This window comes from Brucella sp. H1_1004 (assembly GCF_047308065.1).
Classification (GTDB): Bacteria; Pseudomonadota; Alphaproteobacteria; order Rhizobiales; family Rhizobiaceae; genus Brucella; species Brucella pseudogrignonensis_B.
Window position 1 is genome coordinate 385,241 of sequence record NZ_JAYKZA010000004.1, and the last position, 14,002, is coordinate 399,242.

Below are 14,002 nucleotides of genomic sequence, written 5' to 3' on the forward strand. Positions count from 1 at the left end.
ATAAGGGTGCGACCTTTTTGTGTTTGAGTTTGGGTGCAAAAATTTAGCGGCAAGAGTGCCGACAATATGCCGGTCAATTCCGGCAATGTGTCGGGCTTGCAGACATATTGCTGGATGCTTGAAAACAAAGCCTGTGCCAAGCTCCGTAATGAAGGTTGATGGTGAACCATAGCCCTAAAACAAAAAGACAAATCCAGAGGAAACCAAAAATCATGAATTCCAGGATTAAGAGCCTGATTGCTGTCGCAGCTGTAGCAATTGCTGCAACGTTCTCGATTGCCCCGGTGCAGGCAGATGAACTTGCCAAGCTCAAAGACGCTGGCAAAATGCGCATTGCGATGAGCGGTCAATATCCTCCGTTCAGCTTCACCAATGAACAGAACGAAGTTGTTGGCTTTGACGTCGCAATTGGTTCTGCAATTGCCGACCGTCTGGGCGTAAAACCAGAAATCGTTACAACCCCTTTTGACGGTATTATTGCTGGTCTGCTGGCGAAGAAATATGATGCCGTTGTCGCCTCGATGACCATTACGCCAGAGCGCGAAAAGGCTGTTGATTTCGTCGGCCCATATTACCACGCTGGACGTACAGTCGTTGTCAAGGAAAGCTCGCCTGTTCAGAAACTCGAAGAGCTGAACGGCAAGACCGTTGGCGTGACGATGGGCGATGCTCATGAAAAATGGGCGAAAGCTCAGGGCGACCTGACAGTTCGCACCTATAAGGGTCTGCCAGAAATGCTGATCGACCTTGATGCAGGTCGTCTTGATGCGCTGGTTATGGACAGCATTCCGGTAATGATTGCCGTTAAGGAAACCGGCCAGAAGGTCCGCATTCTCGAAACTCCGAATATTGATGGCGCACGTGAAGCGCTCGGCATTGCTATTCGCAAGAACAATCCAGAACTGAAAGCCGCTATGCAGAAGGCATTGGACGATATGCTTGCTGACGGCACTTACGAAAAAATCTCGATGGAATGGATCGGTAGCGACATTCGCTAACAGGTTTTCCAGCCCGGCCCATTTTATCATAAACGGTAAAATGGGCCGGTTTATATGAGTTTTCGGAGTGGTTTTATGGATCTAGCGTTAATGCAGCGCGTCCTCCCGTTTTTTCTGGAGGCTGCGTGGGTCACGGTGCAGATTTCTGTACTCGCTCTTTTGCTGGGCTTTTTGATTGCCGGTCTTTTGGTGGCTGGTCGCCTGTCAAATAATATCGTTTTTCGTTCTTTGGCCGGTGCCTATGTCAGCATTTTTCGTGGCACCCCCTGCCTGGTTCAGTTGTTCGTCCTTTATTTTGGTGGACCACAGATCGGTCTGGAACTTGAGCCATACGCAGCTGGCGTCATTGGTCTCGGTTTGAACATTGCAGCCTACATGGCTGAATCCATTCGCGGTGCAATTTCAAGCGTTGATAAAGGGCAGACAGAAGCCGCCCGCTCTATAGGCTTTGATCGCGAACGCACGCTTCGGCTGATTGTTCTGCCGCAGGCGGCGCGCCTGATGATCCGTCCGCTGGGCGTCAATGCCGTAGCACTTGTTAAAGGTTCGGCTCTGGTTTCGACAATCTCGGTCGTGGAACTCACCTATACGGCGCAGCGCTTCATCAGCTCCACATATAAACCCTTTGAGATATTTGCGGTTACTGCCGTTCTCTACATGCTCATCGTCTACGTCGTCGTTATGATTGTCGATCTTCTCGACAAACGTTTTGCGCCACGTTGAGGGAGGATTAAATGCCAGCTCTCGACTTCACTATCGTTCCTCCCTATGCTGAGCTGCTTCTCGCCGGATTGTGGTGGACGCTTGTTCTCGCCGTGTCATCCAGCGTTCTCAGTTTTGTCTTTGGCATCTTTTTCGCGCTTGTCGTGCTATATGCACCGAAAATTCTGGCCTATCCGATCCGCTTCTTCATGTGGCTTTTCATGGGAACGCCGCTGCTGCTGCAGCTTTATCTTATCTATTACGGGCTTGTTCAGGTTGGCGTCGATATTCCAGCGCTCTTTGCCGGGATCATTGCTCTTAGCCTGCATTTTGCGGTTTATAATGCCGATGTGTTTCGGGCTGGTATTGTTACGGTTGATCCGGGGCAGACGGAGGGCGCTCGTTCAATTGGGCTTAGTCGTGGCCAGTCCCTGCGCTACATCATAATCCCGCAGGCCATCCGCAATACCATTCCGCCAATCGGCAACAATATGATCGTTTTGCTGAAAGACACATCACTTGTTTCGATTATCGGGATTGCGGAACTCGTGCACAGCGCGCAGATCGCGATCAGTGAGACATACAGCCCGTTTGAATTTTATCTGACTGCCGCCGTACTTTATTATGCTGCCAATCTCGTTATGGAAGCTGGCTTGCGGCGCATCGAAAGAAAAGTGGAGGTTACGCGATGAGCGCTCTGAACCCAATGGTGGAAGTTAAAGGTGCCCGCAAAGCCTATGGTGCACTTGAAGTGCTCAAGAATATCGATCTCTCCGTCTCACGCGGACAGATTATTGCGATTATTGGGCCAAGCGGCTCGGGTAAAAGCACGTTGTTGCGCTCCATCAACCATCTTGAAACGCTGAACGGTGGCGAAGTCTGGCTTGATGGCGTACAGGTCAATCAGCCGCTGACTGGCAAAGCTTTCGAAAAGCATATCAACTCTGTTCGTCAGCAGATGGGCATGGTATTTCAGCACTTTAATCTCTTTCCGCATATGACGGTGATGGAGAATATTACGCTGGGGCCAATAAAGCTCAAAGGCATGTCAAAAAGTCAGGCACGGGAACTGGCGTCGGATTTGCTGTCTAAAGTCGGACTATCAAGCAAAGCCGATGTCTATCCATCGCGTCTTTCGGGTGGGCAGAAACAGCGTGTCGCCATTGCGCGCGCATTGGCGATGCAGCCGAAAGTTATGCTTTTTGATGAGGCGACGTCCGCTCTTGATCCGGAGCTGGTCGACGAGGTCAATCTCGTCATGAAACAGCTTGCGGCTGAGCATATGACGATGTTGATCGTGACCCATGAAATGCGCTTTGCAGGAGAAGTGGCAGATAAGATTCTGTTCATGGATGGCGGCGTTGTGGTGGAAGAAGGCAAGCCGAAAGAATTGTTTACCAATCCTCAAAATGATCGCACTCGTAGCTTCCTACGTACGTATCTTGCACCGAATGGAATTTAACGCATAACCCGAAAAGCATGAAATTGTATAAAAGCGGCGAGCCAAAGGTCCGCCGCTAATTTTTATTTTTTATGAAATAAAATCGTAATATTAAGTATTATGAGTTTCGATTATTTTGTTAACTAATCAGAACTATTTGCATTATGTATTGCGTGAAGTCAGTAATATGGTCGCTGTCTTCACTATTGCATCTGGTCAGAAGCTAGGTCATGTTGACAAAGTGAGGTAGCCATATTTTGACGGCGCTATAGGGTTATGTCGCAAATTTTTCAGTAGGATAAGAACAAGCTTATCGCTGGACCTGATTATGCAGCGTTCTCCGCGAACAACACGAATGGCGAACAATTGTCGTTTGCGAATTGGTTCTTACGGACCATATGTGCTACTTCGATCCCAGCAATGTTAGCAGAAGCTGAATGAAGGGTTTTGAAGCCTAACATATTATGTTTGGTGATCGCTTGATGAAGCGATGATCCTGCTCGAGAATATTGTTAAGGTATTTGACATTCAGGATTTCAATCAGCCTATCCGCACCTGTGATTTTCATGATATTGTTTATAGCCAGCGCACCAGCCAAATTAGCCCCGCTTTTATCAATAACAATGTCGTTTGGAATACCATTGCTTGCGATGGCTTGCCTAAAGAACCGCCATGCAGCGTCGAGATTTCGGCGCTCAGACAGCATGAAGTCAAGGGTTTGTCCGTCTCGATCAACTGCTCGATACAGATACATCCATGTCCCTTCGACCTTAATATAGGTCTTATCAACACGCCATAAGCCAAGTGTTGGTCGTTTACATCTTTGCGCGCGAGCAGCAACCTGCGGCGAGAATTTAACCACCCACCGGTTTAATGTTGCATGGTCGATCTCTACGCGGGGTTCAGCCATTATTTCTTGAAGATCACGATAGGAAACCGGGTAACGAACGTAAAAGAATACGGCATACATGATCACACTTTTGGGGAATGCGTCCCCTTGAAATCGACCATGATTAATGCCTCGCTTCGATCTGAAATCGGTACAATCCCTTGCACGGATCATCAGATACGAAAAGTTTGCGACAGAACCGCGCTCAAAGTCCCTCTTGGCGATATTGCGCGACTGATGGGTAGCCACCGCTCGACGATCTATCGCGAGATCAAGTACAACAGCTTCCGGACACCGAGATTCCAGATTATAATGGCTATCATAGCGTTGTTGCCGACAACATCAGCAAGTACCGCAGAACACGGTTGCGCAAGATCAGACGGTACCTAGAGCTGCGCAAGTTTGTCACTTAACAATTGGAAGCAAATTGGTCGCCGGAACAGATCTGCGGGAGACTGGTTAGCCATGGCTTGAGCGCGATACGTCTATTCGCAGAAACGATCTGTCGCTTCATTTATTCAAAGGAAGAATACGCGCTGAAGCTGTATGAGCACCTGGCCGGGTGTTGTCACGTTAAGTTTCTCTTGCCGGAAAGGCCAGGGGTTCGTAGATATTCAGGCGACACAGGCCGCAATTTTCCATGCATCGAAAGCTTCGAGGCGATGGTAGCAAATTGTTTGTGCGGCTCGGCGACGAGATGGAACAGAGAAACAATTGCGGGTAGCTGAGTGCATGGAAACGAACCGTTGCAACGCTCCCGGTGATCGGTGGCCTTGCATGGTTCGCTCCCGTTTCCTAAACGGCAGATGGCTATTCTCGGCTCGATTATTGAGGCCCTTGTGCGACCAATGCTCAAGGCCGGGTGCCACTACTGCTTTTGCTGCACTGTACGAGCGGAGCTTATCAGTGATGATCCGTTTGGGAGCGAAGCCATAGCGCTTCATTAACGCCACGAGCATTCGCTTTGCTGCCCCTTTATCTCGCCGCTTCTGCAAGATTTGTTCGAGAACGATGCCGTTTTGATCCACCGCACGCCAGAGCCAGAATTTCTTTCCAGAGCATTGGACGACCACTTCGTCCAAATACCAAATATCGCCAGGGCGCGCCTGACGACGCCGCAAGTTGCGCGTGATCTGGGCTCCGAACTTGGCGATCCAACGACGAACTGTCTCGTATGATACGTCGATACCACGCTCAAGCAGCATTTCCTCAACTTCACGCAGACTAAGGTTGAACCGCAGATAAAGCCACACCGCATGAGCAATAATCTGTGGCGGAAAACGGTGACGCTTGAAGATGATATCTGATGGCTGCATCGTCAAAATTTATGCCCAAACCGTCAGGCAGGCAACTGCAGTCCAGTTAACGTGACAACACCCCTGCGCAAGCTGGCGGTCACCAGACCCAATCAGGTGTGGGCAATGGACATAACGTATATTCCGATGGCACGTGGCTCTGTCTATCTGTGCGCTGTCGTCGACTGGTTCAGCCGCCGGGTTCTGTCATGGCGACTGTCGATCACAATGGAGGCGGACTTCTGCATCGAAGCGGTTGAGGAAGCTCTGGTCAGCTATGGAAAGCCTGAAATATTCAACACGGATCAAGGATCACAGTTCACGTCCATCGACTTCACTAACTTGCTGAAAAAGGCAGAGATCGCCATCTCGATGGATGGCAAGGGTTCGTGGCGAGACAATGTCTTTGTCGAGCGGCTCTGGCGATCAATCAAATACGAAGAGGTTTATCTTCACGCCTACAAAACCGTGTCCGAGGCCCGCACTGGCATCGGCAGATATCTAAATTTCTACAACAGCCGACGGCCACATTCATCGCTTGACCGACAGACACCGGATCAGGTTTACTTCAACGCGCTGACACCAATGATCGTGGCAGCATAATCGAGGCGGTAATCCACTTAGCAAAACGCCCGAAACTGTTCAGACAAACCGAACCACTTCTGTTGTAAAATCCATTGATGTATTTGGAGAGAGCATCTGTCAGGTTATTGCCAAGTTGTTTGAACTTGGCAATACCGTTTGCAATTAATCCGAAGCGCGCTCAGCTGTGAAAGCCGTGAGTCTCGTAATGAGCAGCATGCCCACTGTCGCGCCAGCATCTTGAAGACCGATGGTCTTTTCTTGGAAAGCTGCGGCTTTACCGTGCTGGGCGATCATAGTTTTGGTTGCTTCAAGCGCTTTTTCGGCAGCTTTGGCGGCGGCGGCAAGCGCATCTGAAAGTGAGGCACCCGCTGCAGCTTGCGCTTCAAGCGTTATAGCGACTGGATCCAGCACATCTAGAAGTGTCTTATCGCCAACCTTTGCCTTGCCGCGCTCTGCAATACCATCACGATAAGCACGCCAGAATGCCGCAATCTCTGCGGTGCCCAATTCGTCGATACCGTCACAGGCCTTGCTTGCCCGCAGGAAGCCGGTTGCGGTCAGCGTTCCCATTGTCGAAGGCGCAACGCGTGCCATAGTGGTGCCAGCCGTGCGCAAAAGCTTCGAAATTCCCGCGGCTTCACCTTCTGCATGGACAGCTTCTGCGGCGCTCGCAAAAGCTTTGCTCATGGTGATGCCAAGATCGCTATCGCCAACCTTGCCGTCCAGCGCGATAAGGAATTCGCGCTGTTCTGCAAAAAGCTGCTTCCAGCTGTCGAAAAGGTTGATCAGATCAGATGCTGTAATGACGTTCATAATCTGACCTCAACCCGCAAAATGCTTGAAGAATGGGGTGTTTGCGGAAGCAGCAACCAGTGGCTCCAGTTCTTCATCAAGATGCAGCACGGAAACTGACGCGCCAGCCATTTCCATGGACGTTGCAAACTCGCCGATCCAGACATGTTTGACCTTGATACCACGCTCATCAAACAGCTGGGAAACCCGGCGGAACATGATGTAAAGCTCTTCAAGCGGCGTGCCGCCAAGACCATTGACCAGTACGGCCACTTCATCGCCCTTGGCATAGGCCTGCTCGGCGAAAATACGTTCCATCAGCTCATCAATGACTGCATCTGCGCTGGCAAGCTTCTTGCGGCTAATGCCCGGTTCGCCATGGATGCCCATGCCGATTTCCATTTCATCCTCGCCGATGGAGAAGGTGGCGTGACCGATTTCCGGCACAACGCAGCTCGAAAGTGCAACGCCCATGGTGCGGGTGCGCAAACGTGCCTTGTCGGCAAGACGTGTCACTTCATCAAGCGACAGACCGTTGGCTGCAGCTGCACCGGCTGCCTTGTAGACAAAGAAGATACCGGCGACGCCACGACGCTTGTGTTCTTCACCGACAATCGACGACGCCACATCATCATTGCCGACAACCTGCTTGACGGCGATGCCATCGAGATCGGCAAGTTCCGCAGCCATATCGAAATTGATGATGTCACCGCTATAGTTACCATAGATGTAGAGCACCCCAGCGCCCTGATCGATGGCCTTTGTGACCTGATACATCTGCTCCGAGCTTGGTGACTGGAAGACCCCGCCGACAGCTGCGCCATCGATCATGCCTTCACCGATATAGCCGAGGAACAGCGGCAGGTGGCCGGAGCCGCCGCCCGTCGCAATGCCGACCTTGCCGGATTTGATATTGGCTGTGACCATGCAACGTTTGTCATTATCGACAAAGGTAAGCTCGGGATGTGCCCGATAGATGCCTTCGAGCATCTCATCCACAAAATTGACGGGATCGTTCAGAAACTTCTTCATGATTGCCTCTTGAGAGTATCGGGTTATTTCTTGCGTTGACGGGTGACGAAGAAGGCAGCGGCCAGCAGGATGAAGCAGCCGACGACAAGCCGCTGCCATGTGCTGGGGATACCGACGAGCACCAGAACACTGTTGATGACGGTGATGAGCAGGACGCCGAGGATAGTGCCGAAGACAGTGCCGGTGCCGCCGGTGATGCGTGCACCACCGAGAACCACAGCGGCAATGACGGCGATTTCGGTGCCGACGAAGTCGAACGGGCTCGACTGGCGATTGGCGCAGACATGGATGATTCCTGCAAGGCCGGCCAGACCTCCTGCATAGCCGAACAGGAAGATATGGATGGTGCGCAGATTATAGCCGAGGCGGCTTGCGATCTGGCTGTTGCCACCCATCGCAAAAATCGCGCGGCCCATCAAAGTGCGGTTCAATATCCACCAGGTCAGGATTGCAGCCGCAGGCAGCACCAGAAAATAGAATGGCATGGTGATGGTTGCACCGGTTGCCGATTCAAACTGGAACAGCGGAAGGCGGCCGAAAGCACCCATTGTCGGCGGCAGCGACATAATCCAGACCGTGCCGACAAAAGCCAGCAGGAAGCCGCGGAAGAGATACTGCGTGCCGATGGTGACGATCAATGACGGCACATTGAGGTAATGCACCAGCAGACCGTTGAGAACACCAAGGAAAATACCGCCAGCAATCGCCATCAGAATGATGAAGATGATCGGCAGTTCCGGCATATAGGACTGCACCAGAAGCGTCAGCGAATAGACTGTCGTGGCGGCAATTGCCGTAAAGGAAACATCAATGCCGCCTGCGGCGAGAATGATGAAGACGCCAAGCGCAAACAGGCCCATCACCACACTGGCACGGCCAATATCGATCAGTGTCGAGGCTTGCAAGAATGCAGGGTTGATGATCGAGACAATCGTGCAGATTGCAACGAGCAAGAAGAAAGTGATCGATTCGGGGCGCCTGCGAATGAAGTCACCCACCTTGAAGGATTGGGCTTGAGCCAGGTCCTGTTGATATTGCGACGCACTCATTAGGCAACTTCCTTCTGCGACGACATCATGGCTTGATAGAGCTGATCTTCGGTGGCCTGTGCAGCATCCAGTTCTGCGACGATGCTCCCTGAGTTCATAACAAGAATGCGGTCGGCATTCTGCAGAAGCTCAGGCAGATCATCGCTGACGATGATGAGGCCCATGCCAGCTTCGGCCAACGCCTGAATTGCGCGGTAAATCGTATCTTTTGATCCCACATCGACGCCGACGGTCGGGCCGTGCAGCACCAGAAGTTTTGGCCCGATGCTGAGCCAGCGACCGATCAGCACGCGCTGCTGATTGCCGCCCGAAAGCGCACCAACAGGCAGGTCCAGATTGGTTGTGTTCAACCGCATCTCTTTCATCAGCGAGGCGGCGATGTTGCGGCCCTGTTTCTGGTCGACGATGCCAAGGCTGTTGCAGAGCTTTCTAAAGATCAGTGCGATCTCGTTTTGGAAGATCGACTTGTCGAGGAAAAGGCCTTCTGCAAGCCGGTCTTCCGGCACATAGCCTATGCCGCGCTCAATGGCTTCCGCAGGGCTTTTGACCTCGGTTACATTTCCTTCGAGGCGGATTGAACCGGAATGCGCAGGCACAACGCCGGTGATCGCCATCGCGAGCTCATTGCGACCGGAATCTGCAAGGCCGGTGATGCCGAGGATTTCGCCTTTTCGTAAGCGAAAACCTATGTCCTTGAAGCCCGATGCGGTAAGGCCGTCGAGTTTAAGCAGTTCGGCATCGCCTGGCTGTGCCGTGCGGTAGCGCTCGGCGTCGATTTCCCGGCCGATCATCAGCTCGGAAAGCTGCTTTTTCGTGTAGTTTTCAATTGGGCCCTGTGCCACGCACTGGCCATCGCGGAAGACAACCGCATTGCCGCCGATGCGATAGCATTCATCGAGTTTGTGGGTCACGAAAAGCACTGCGACGCGCTCAGCGCGCAAACGTTCAACAACTTCAATAAGATTGTCCACTTCGCGACGGGTCAGCGAGGTGGTTGGCTCATCCATGATGACCAGCTTGGCGCGTGTTGCAATGGCGCGAGAAATAGCAACCAGCTGGCGCATGGCAAGCGGCAGCTCGGAAACGGTTGTGTTCAGAAATGCTTTGTCGGTTGGCAGGCCAACCGTGCTCAATGCCCGTTCTGCAGTCTCGCGCAGCTGAGAAAGCTTGATGCTGCGGAACAGTCGGCCGTTGCCTTCAACGAGCTGCTCATTCAGCGCTACATTTTCAGCGACGGTCAAATTGGGAATAAGCGACAGATCCTGATAGACGGTCTCGATGCCGGCTGCCAGCGACTGGATCGGGTTCAGCGAGGCATATGTTTTGCCATCGAGAATGATCTCGCCTTCGCTTGGCGCATGTGCGCCGGACATGATCTTGATGACAGTGCTCTTGCCGCAGCCATTTTCACCCAGCAGATGATAGGCTTGACCAAGATCGATTGTCATGTCGATGCCGCGCAGCGCATGAACGCCGCCAAACCGCTTATGAATGTTGCGCAGTTCGAGGAAACGATCCGCGCTATTGGTCGTAGTGGACACGTTGAATTCCTTTGCCACTGTTTCCTCATTTGCAAATTGCAGACGGAAACAGCTTTAGGATCGATTGCTTTTAGTTTTAGCGTTGAGGCTCGCTACTCGGATGCGGCTTCAATTCAGCCGCATCCGAGTTTTGACGCTAATGCTCGAAGCTGAACGATGTCTTCGGGCAATAGTCGGTCAGCCTAATCAGGGAAGCCTAGAACAGGTGTTCCTTGTAAGTAGCCTTGTCAGCAATCACCATGCCGTTGCCGATCACGAGAAGGCCTTCACCGGCACCCTTTTTCACGCTGACGTTGTTATAGCCTTCAACGCCAAGATCGGTGCCTTCCTTAACTTCCTTCTTTTCAAGCAAAAGCTTAGCGACAGCATTCATCGCCATGCCAGCCTTCTGTGGATCCCAGAAGCCGATCGCGGTGATCGCACCGGATTCAAGCAGATCAGCTGAAGGATTTGGCAAGCCAGTGCCAACCAGGCAGACCTTGCCGCTCAGACCAGCTTCATCAATAGCGCGGCCAACGCCGAGAACGTCGTTACCGGCAGATGTCTGAAAGCCCTTCAGGTCAGGATGTTTGCGCAGAATTTCCTTGGCCTTTTCATAGGTGCCGTTGGCGTCGTCGAAGGATTCATTGTTCGGATCGACGAGCTGCATGTCAGTGTACTTCTTGGCGTTTTCTTCCGCTGCGCCAACCCACTGCATGTGTGTGCGGCTGCCGAGCGAACCAACGAAGGTTGTCCACTTGCCGCTCTTGCCCATGCATTCTGCCAGACGCTCATTGAGCGCTGTGCCGTAATCGGCATTATCGAAGGCTTCGACGTCGGCCATGGTGTTGACCTGGTTGTCGGCTTCATGGGTTACAACGACGATGCCGCGTTCCATGGCGCGCTTGAAGGTGCCTTCAAGAACAGCTGGGTCCATTGGAACAACTGCAAGTGCGTTTACGCCCTTGGCAACAAGATCCTGAACGATCTGGAGCTGCTGTGCGGCGTCAGCGGTTGCTGGACCGCTCTGCGTTGCAACCACATCAGGATTTGCCTTCTGATAGGCTTCAACGCCGGTGTTCATGCGGTCGAACCAAGGAATACCGCTGATCTTGACGACCGTTGCGATAACTGGCTTTTCCTGTGCGACGAGCGTGCCCGCGCTGCCCGCGACAATTGCTGCGCCAATGACAGTGCCGGCGAGCAGTTTTTTCGTTACTGATTTCATAATTTCCTCCACGCTAACATTCCCCCAATGTCTATGGTCGGGTGCCTGAGGGTTGAGCACCGATATTTCCCTTGTGGCGATTGCCGAGGGTAAAGAAGCTCGCAATGTCGTATTTGCCGACTGCGAGGAAGGCGAGCAGAAGCAAGCCCCATGCGAAGTCACGGACGAAGTTTGAGAGGCCGCCGAAGTTGAGCAGACTCGACATGAGCTGCAATGCAATTGCGCTCATCACGACACAGATGACGCGGCCATAGCCACCTTCCGGCTTAACACCGGCCATGACGGCAATCAGAATGGCAACCAGAAGGTAAGAACTGCCGTAATCAAACTTCACGTTGACGTTGCGCGCCGCAATGATGATGCCTGCAATAGCTGCTAGAAATCCGCTGGTTGCATAAGTGGCAATCAAGACGTCGTTTCGCGGGAAGCCGGCAAAAATAGCGGCTTTCGGGTTGGTTCCCATCAGCATCAGCCAATAGCCATAAGGCGTGAACCGCACCACAGCAGCAATCAGCAACGCAACTGCGATGAAGATCAGAAAGCTGATCGGAACGGCCAAGAACATGTCATTGCCGATGCGCGACAGCAGATCCGGGCTGCCAACCATGACGGCGCGACCACCAGACACGACAACCGCAAGCCCCGTAAACGCCATCTGCGTGCCGAGCGTGCAGAGGATTGGCGTAATATTGAATCGCGCAATGAGCACGCCATTGATGATACCGCCAGCAAGGCCGATTACTAGTGCGAGCCCGATGAACGCAAGGCTGAAACCAAGCTGGTTTTCAGCGCTGGAAATGAACATCGAAACGATCACGGCTGAAAGAACGCCGGAAAGGTTAGCCAGCGCGATACCCGACAGGTCAATCCCGCCATTGCCAGCACACATTGCCAGCATGACGCCGATTGCCAGAAGTCCGATTTCGGGAACCTGACCGGCCATCGACTGCAGATTGAAAAGAGATAGGAAAGATCCACCCGAAATATACGCGCCAAGCGCGAGCAATCCGAGATTGATGACAACTAGCATAGCAAGCTGATTGCTTGTCTTCTGCATGGTCTCCTCCTACCATGTTTAGTAAACAAAACTGTTATTCACTAAATGATTCAACAGAAGGCATCGTCATGTCAAGCCCGTTTTCATAGGATTTTGGTTGCTTAGCTCTATAAATTCGCCTAATCGTTTTAAATAACGGCGTTTATGTTTACTAAACGACACATCTTTTTTCGTATGATGCGCGGAGAGCATGAAGAAGAAAAAGTCTCATACTATCAGGGATATTGCTGAAAATGCGGGTGTTTCACCTGCTACTGTTTCGCTTGTGCTCAATGGCAAAGGCGAGATTTCAGGTGAGACGCGAGCGCGTGTCCTTGAGTCGGTTTCCAGACTGAATTATGTGCAACGCACTGCCAAAACGGGAACGAGCGCGGGTGAAACTATCCGCTTTCTGAAGATAGCTAAACACGGTGAAACCGTTAATCGCGATCATAGTGTCTTTGTTTCAGACTATATTGACGGCATGTCTTCGGAAGCCACTCGCCGTAACTATACGCTTGAGGTTGTGAGTTTTGAGGGCCAGCCGATCAGTGCGGTTGCTGAGTCGCTTGCAGGCGCTTCGATCCGTGGCGTGATTGCTTTGGGGACGGAGTTATCGGCAGCAGACATTCACATGATTCAGGGTCTCGGCCTGCCCACAGTGTTTATCGATACATTTTACGAGATCATTGAAGCGAATTTCGTTGATATGAACAATGAAGATGCTGTCTTCAAAGTTCTGTCTCGATTTAAACAACTTGGCCATTCACGCATTGGATTTGTCGCCAGTCATACCGAAACGACTAATTTCCGGCTTCGGCGCGATGCATTTTTCAAAAACATGCAGCGTTTGGAATTAGCAGTTCAGGAGCGCGATATCTTATCCGTTGAGTCCACATATGAAGGCGCTCACCGTGATACCTGCGCAATGCTACATTCGGGGCTTGATCTCGCAGAAGCTTATTTCTGCACGAATGACATCATTGCATACGGCTTTATTCGTGCGCTGAAAGCCAAAGGTATTCGTATTCCCGACGATGTCTCCGTTATTGGCTTTGATAATTTGCCGCAGAGCGCAACAATGGAGCCAGGGCTTACAACTGTTGAGGTTTCCAAGCGAAAGATTGGCAATCTTGCGGTGACGATCCTTGATGATTTGCTCAACACTTCCGATTCTCAACCACCGGTTAAAATTCTCGTCGGTGCTGATATTGTGACGAGGGCGAGCACCTCTAATCCATCAGCAGAAAAACAAAGAATGCCGGATAATATTACATTAACCTGACATTAGCCATATTATCGCAATGAATTGACGGCTGCTTCTTCATGAGTTACCCGTTTATCTGTAGCCTCCAAAAGCCCCGCTGTTGCTAAAGGTTTTGGATATTTCCTTGACCGCGAACGTCAAATGAGTAGTGAACCGCCCCGAGTTTTC

At 51.8% G+C, this 14,002-nt stretch carries 14 protein-coding genes and 2 pseudogenes; 8 read left to right on the forward strand and 8 right to left on the reverse strand.

Annotated elements, in window-relative coordinates; genetic code table 11:
* The first annotated feature begins 33 nt into the window (after window positions 1-33).
* From U2P60_RS20620 to U2P60_RS20640, 5 genes are all read left to right on the forward strand, one after another.
* Window positions 34-159, forward strand: a complete 126-nt coding sequence (locus tag U2P60_RS20620) for a hypothetical protein (RefSeq protein WP_413574256.1) — start codon at window positions 34-36, stop codon at window positions 157-159.
* A gap of 53 nt (window positions 160-212) precedes the next feature.
* The gene (locus U2P60_RS20625) at window positions 213-998 is read left to right on the forward strand and encodes an ABC transporter substrate-binding protein (protein WP_413574257.1); all 786 of its coding nucleotides are present in this window, start codon (window positions 213-215) and stop codon (window positions 996-998) included.
* A 75-nt stretch (window positions 999-1,073) separates the two neighbouring features.
* The gene (locus U2P60_RS20630; protein WP_413574258.1) at window positions 1,074-1,721 is read left to right on the forward strand and encodes an amino acid ABC transporter permease; all 648 of its coding nucleotides are present in this window, start codon (window positions 1,074-1,076) and stop codon (window positions 1,719-1,721) included.
* Window positions 1,722-1,732: 11 nt separating this feature from the next.
* Window positions 1,733-2,392 (forward strand): amino acid ABC transporter permease, encoded by a 660-nt coding sequence (locus U2P60_RS20635; RefSeq protein WP_413574259.1) that lies wholly within the window; start codon window positions 1,733-1,735, stop codon window positions 2,390-2,392.
* Window positions 2,389-3,162: an amino acid ABC transporter ATP-binding protein gene (locus U2P60_RS20640; RefSeq protein WP_413574260.1), complete on the forward strand. Its 774-nt coding sequence runs from the start codon at window positions 2,389-2,391 to the stop codon at window positions 3,160-3,162. The genes U2P60_RS20635 and U2P60_RS20640 overlap by 4 nt, the downstream gene beginning before the upstream one ends.
* 305 nt (window positions 3,163-3,467) lie before the next feature.
* Here U2P60_RS20640 and U2P60_RS20645 read toward each other — a convergent pair.
* Window positions 3,468-4,152, reverse strand: a pseudogene (locus tag U2P60_RS20645) (IS6 family transposase).
* A gap of 25 nt (window positions 4,153-4,177) precedes the next feature.
* On the opposite strand from U2P60_RS20645, the pseudogene U2P60_RS20650 reads away from it, so the two are divergent.
* A pseudogene (locus tag U2P60_RS20650) lies at window positions 4,178-4,587 on the forward strand (IS30 family transposase); the annotation flags it as partial.
* 57 nt (window positions 4,588-4,644) lie between these two features.
* Here the strand turns inward: U2P60_RS20650 and U2P60_RS20655 are convergent.
* Window positions 4,645-5,346 carry an IS6 family transposase gene (locus U2P60_RS20655; protein ID WP_413574261.1) on the reverse strand — a complete coding sequence of 234 codons (702 nt, stop codon included), beginning with the start codon at window positions 5,344-5,346 and terminating at the stop codon, window positions 4,645-4,647.
* On the opposite strand from U2P60_RS20655, the gene U2P60_RS20660 reads away from it, so the two are divergent.
* Complete coding sequence (locus tag U2P60_RS20660; protein ID WP_413574358.1) at window positions 5,341-5,928, forward strand: IS3 family transposase; 588 nt, start codon at window positions 5,341-5,343, stop codon at window positions 5,926-5,928. The genes U2P60_RS20655 and U2P60_RS20660 overlap by 6 nt on opposite strands.
* A 144-nt stretch (window positions 5,929-6,072) precedes the next feature.
* Here the strand turns inward: U2P60_RS20660 and U2P60_RS20665 are convergent, their stop codons facing one another.
* The 6 genes from U2P60_RS20665 to U2P60_RS20690 form a co-directional block, all read right to left on the reverse strand.
* Complete coding sequence (locus U2P60_RS20665) at window positions 6,073-6,723, reverse strand: dihydroxyacetone kinase family protein (protein ID WP_413574262.1); 651 nt, start codon at window positions 6,721-6,723, stop codon at window positions 6,073-6,075.
* Window positions 6,724-6,732: 9 nt separating this feature from the next.
* Window positions 6,733-7,734, reverse strand: a complete 1,002-nt coding sequence (locus tag U2P60_RS20670; RefSeq protein ID WP_413574263.1) for a dihydroxyacetone kinase subunit DhaK — start codon at window positions 7,732-7,734, stop codon at window positions 6,733-6,735.
* A gap of 23 nt (window positions 7,735-7,757) precedes the next feature.
* Window positions 7,758-8,783 (reverse strand): ABC transporter permease, encoded by a 1,026-nt coding sequence (locus U2P60_RS20675; protein ID WP_413574264.1) that lies wholly within the window; start codon window positions 8,781-8,783, stop codon window positions 7,758-7,760.
* Window positions 8,783-10,324 carry a sugar ABC transporter ATP-binding protein gene (locus tag U2P60_RS20680; RefSeq protein WP_413574265.1) on the reverse strand — a complete coding sequence of 514 codons (1,542 nt, stop codon included), beginning with the start codon at window positions 10,322-10,324 and terminating at the stop codon, window positions 8,783-8,785. The genes U2P60_RS20675 and U2P60_RS20680 overlap by 1 nt, the downstream gene beginning before the upstream one ends.
* A 196-nt stretch (window positions 10,325-10,520) precedes the next feature.
* Window positions 10,521-11,531 carry a substrate-binding domain-containing protein gene (locus U2P60_RS20685; RefSeq protein WP_413574266.1) on the reverse strand — a complete coding sequence of 337 codons (1,011 nt, stop codon included), beginning with the start codon at window positions 11,529-11,531 and terminating at the stop codon, window positions 10,521-10,523.
* 31 nt (window positions 11,532-11,562) lie between these two features.
* The gene (locus U2P60_RS20690; RefSeq protein WP_413574267.1) at window positions 11,563-12,588 is read right to left on the reverse strand and encodes an ABC transporter permease; all 1,026 of its coding nucleotides are present in this window, start codon (window positions 12,586-12,588) and stop codon (window positions 11,563-11,565) included.
* Window positions 12,589-12,778: 190 nt separating this feature from the next.
* On the opposite strand from U2P60_RS20690, the gene U2P60_RS20695 reads away from it, so the two are divergent.
* Entirely contained in the window at window positions 12,779-13,852 is a 1,074-nt protein-coding gene (locus tag U2P60_RS20695; RefSeq protein WP_413574268.1) for a LacI family DNA-binding transcriptional regulator, read from the forward strand.
* Window positions 13,853-14,002 lie beyond the last annotated feature (150 nt).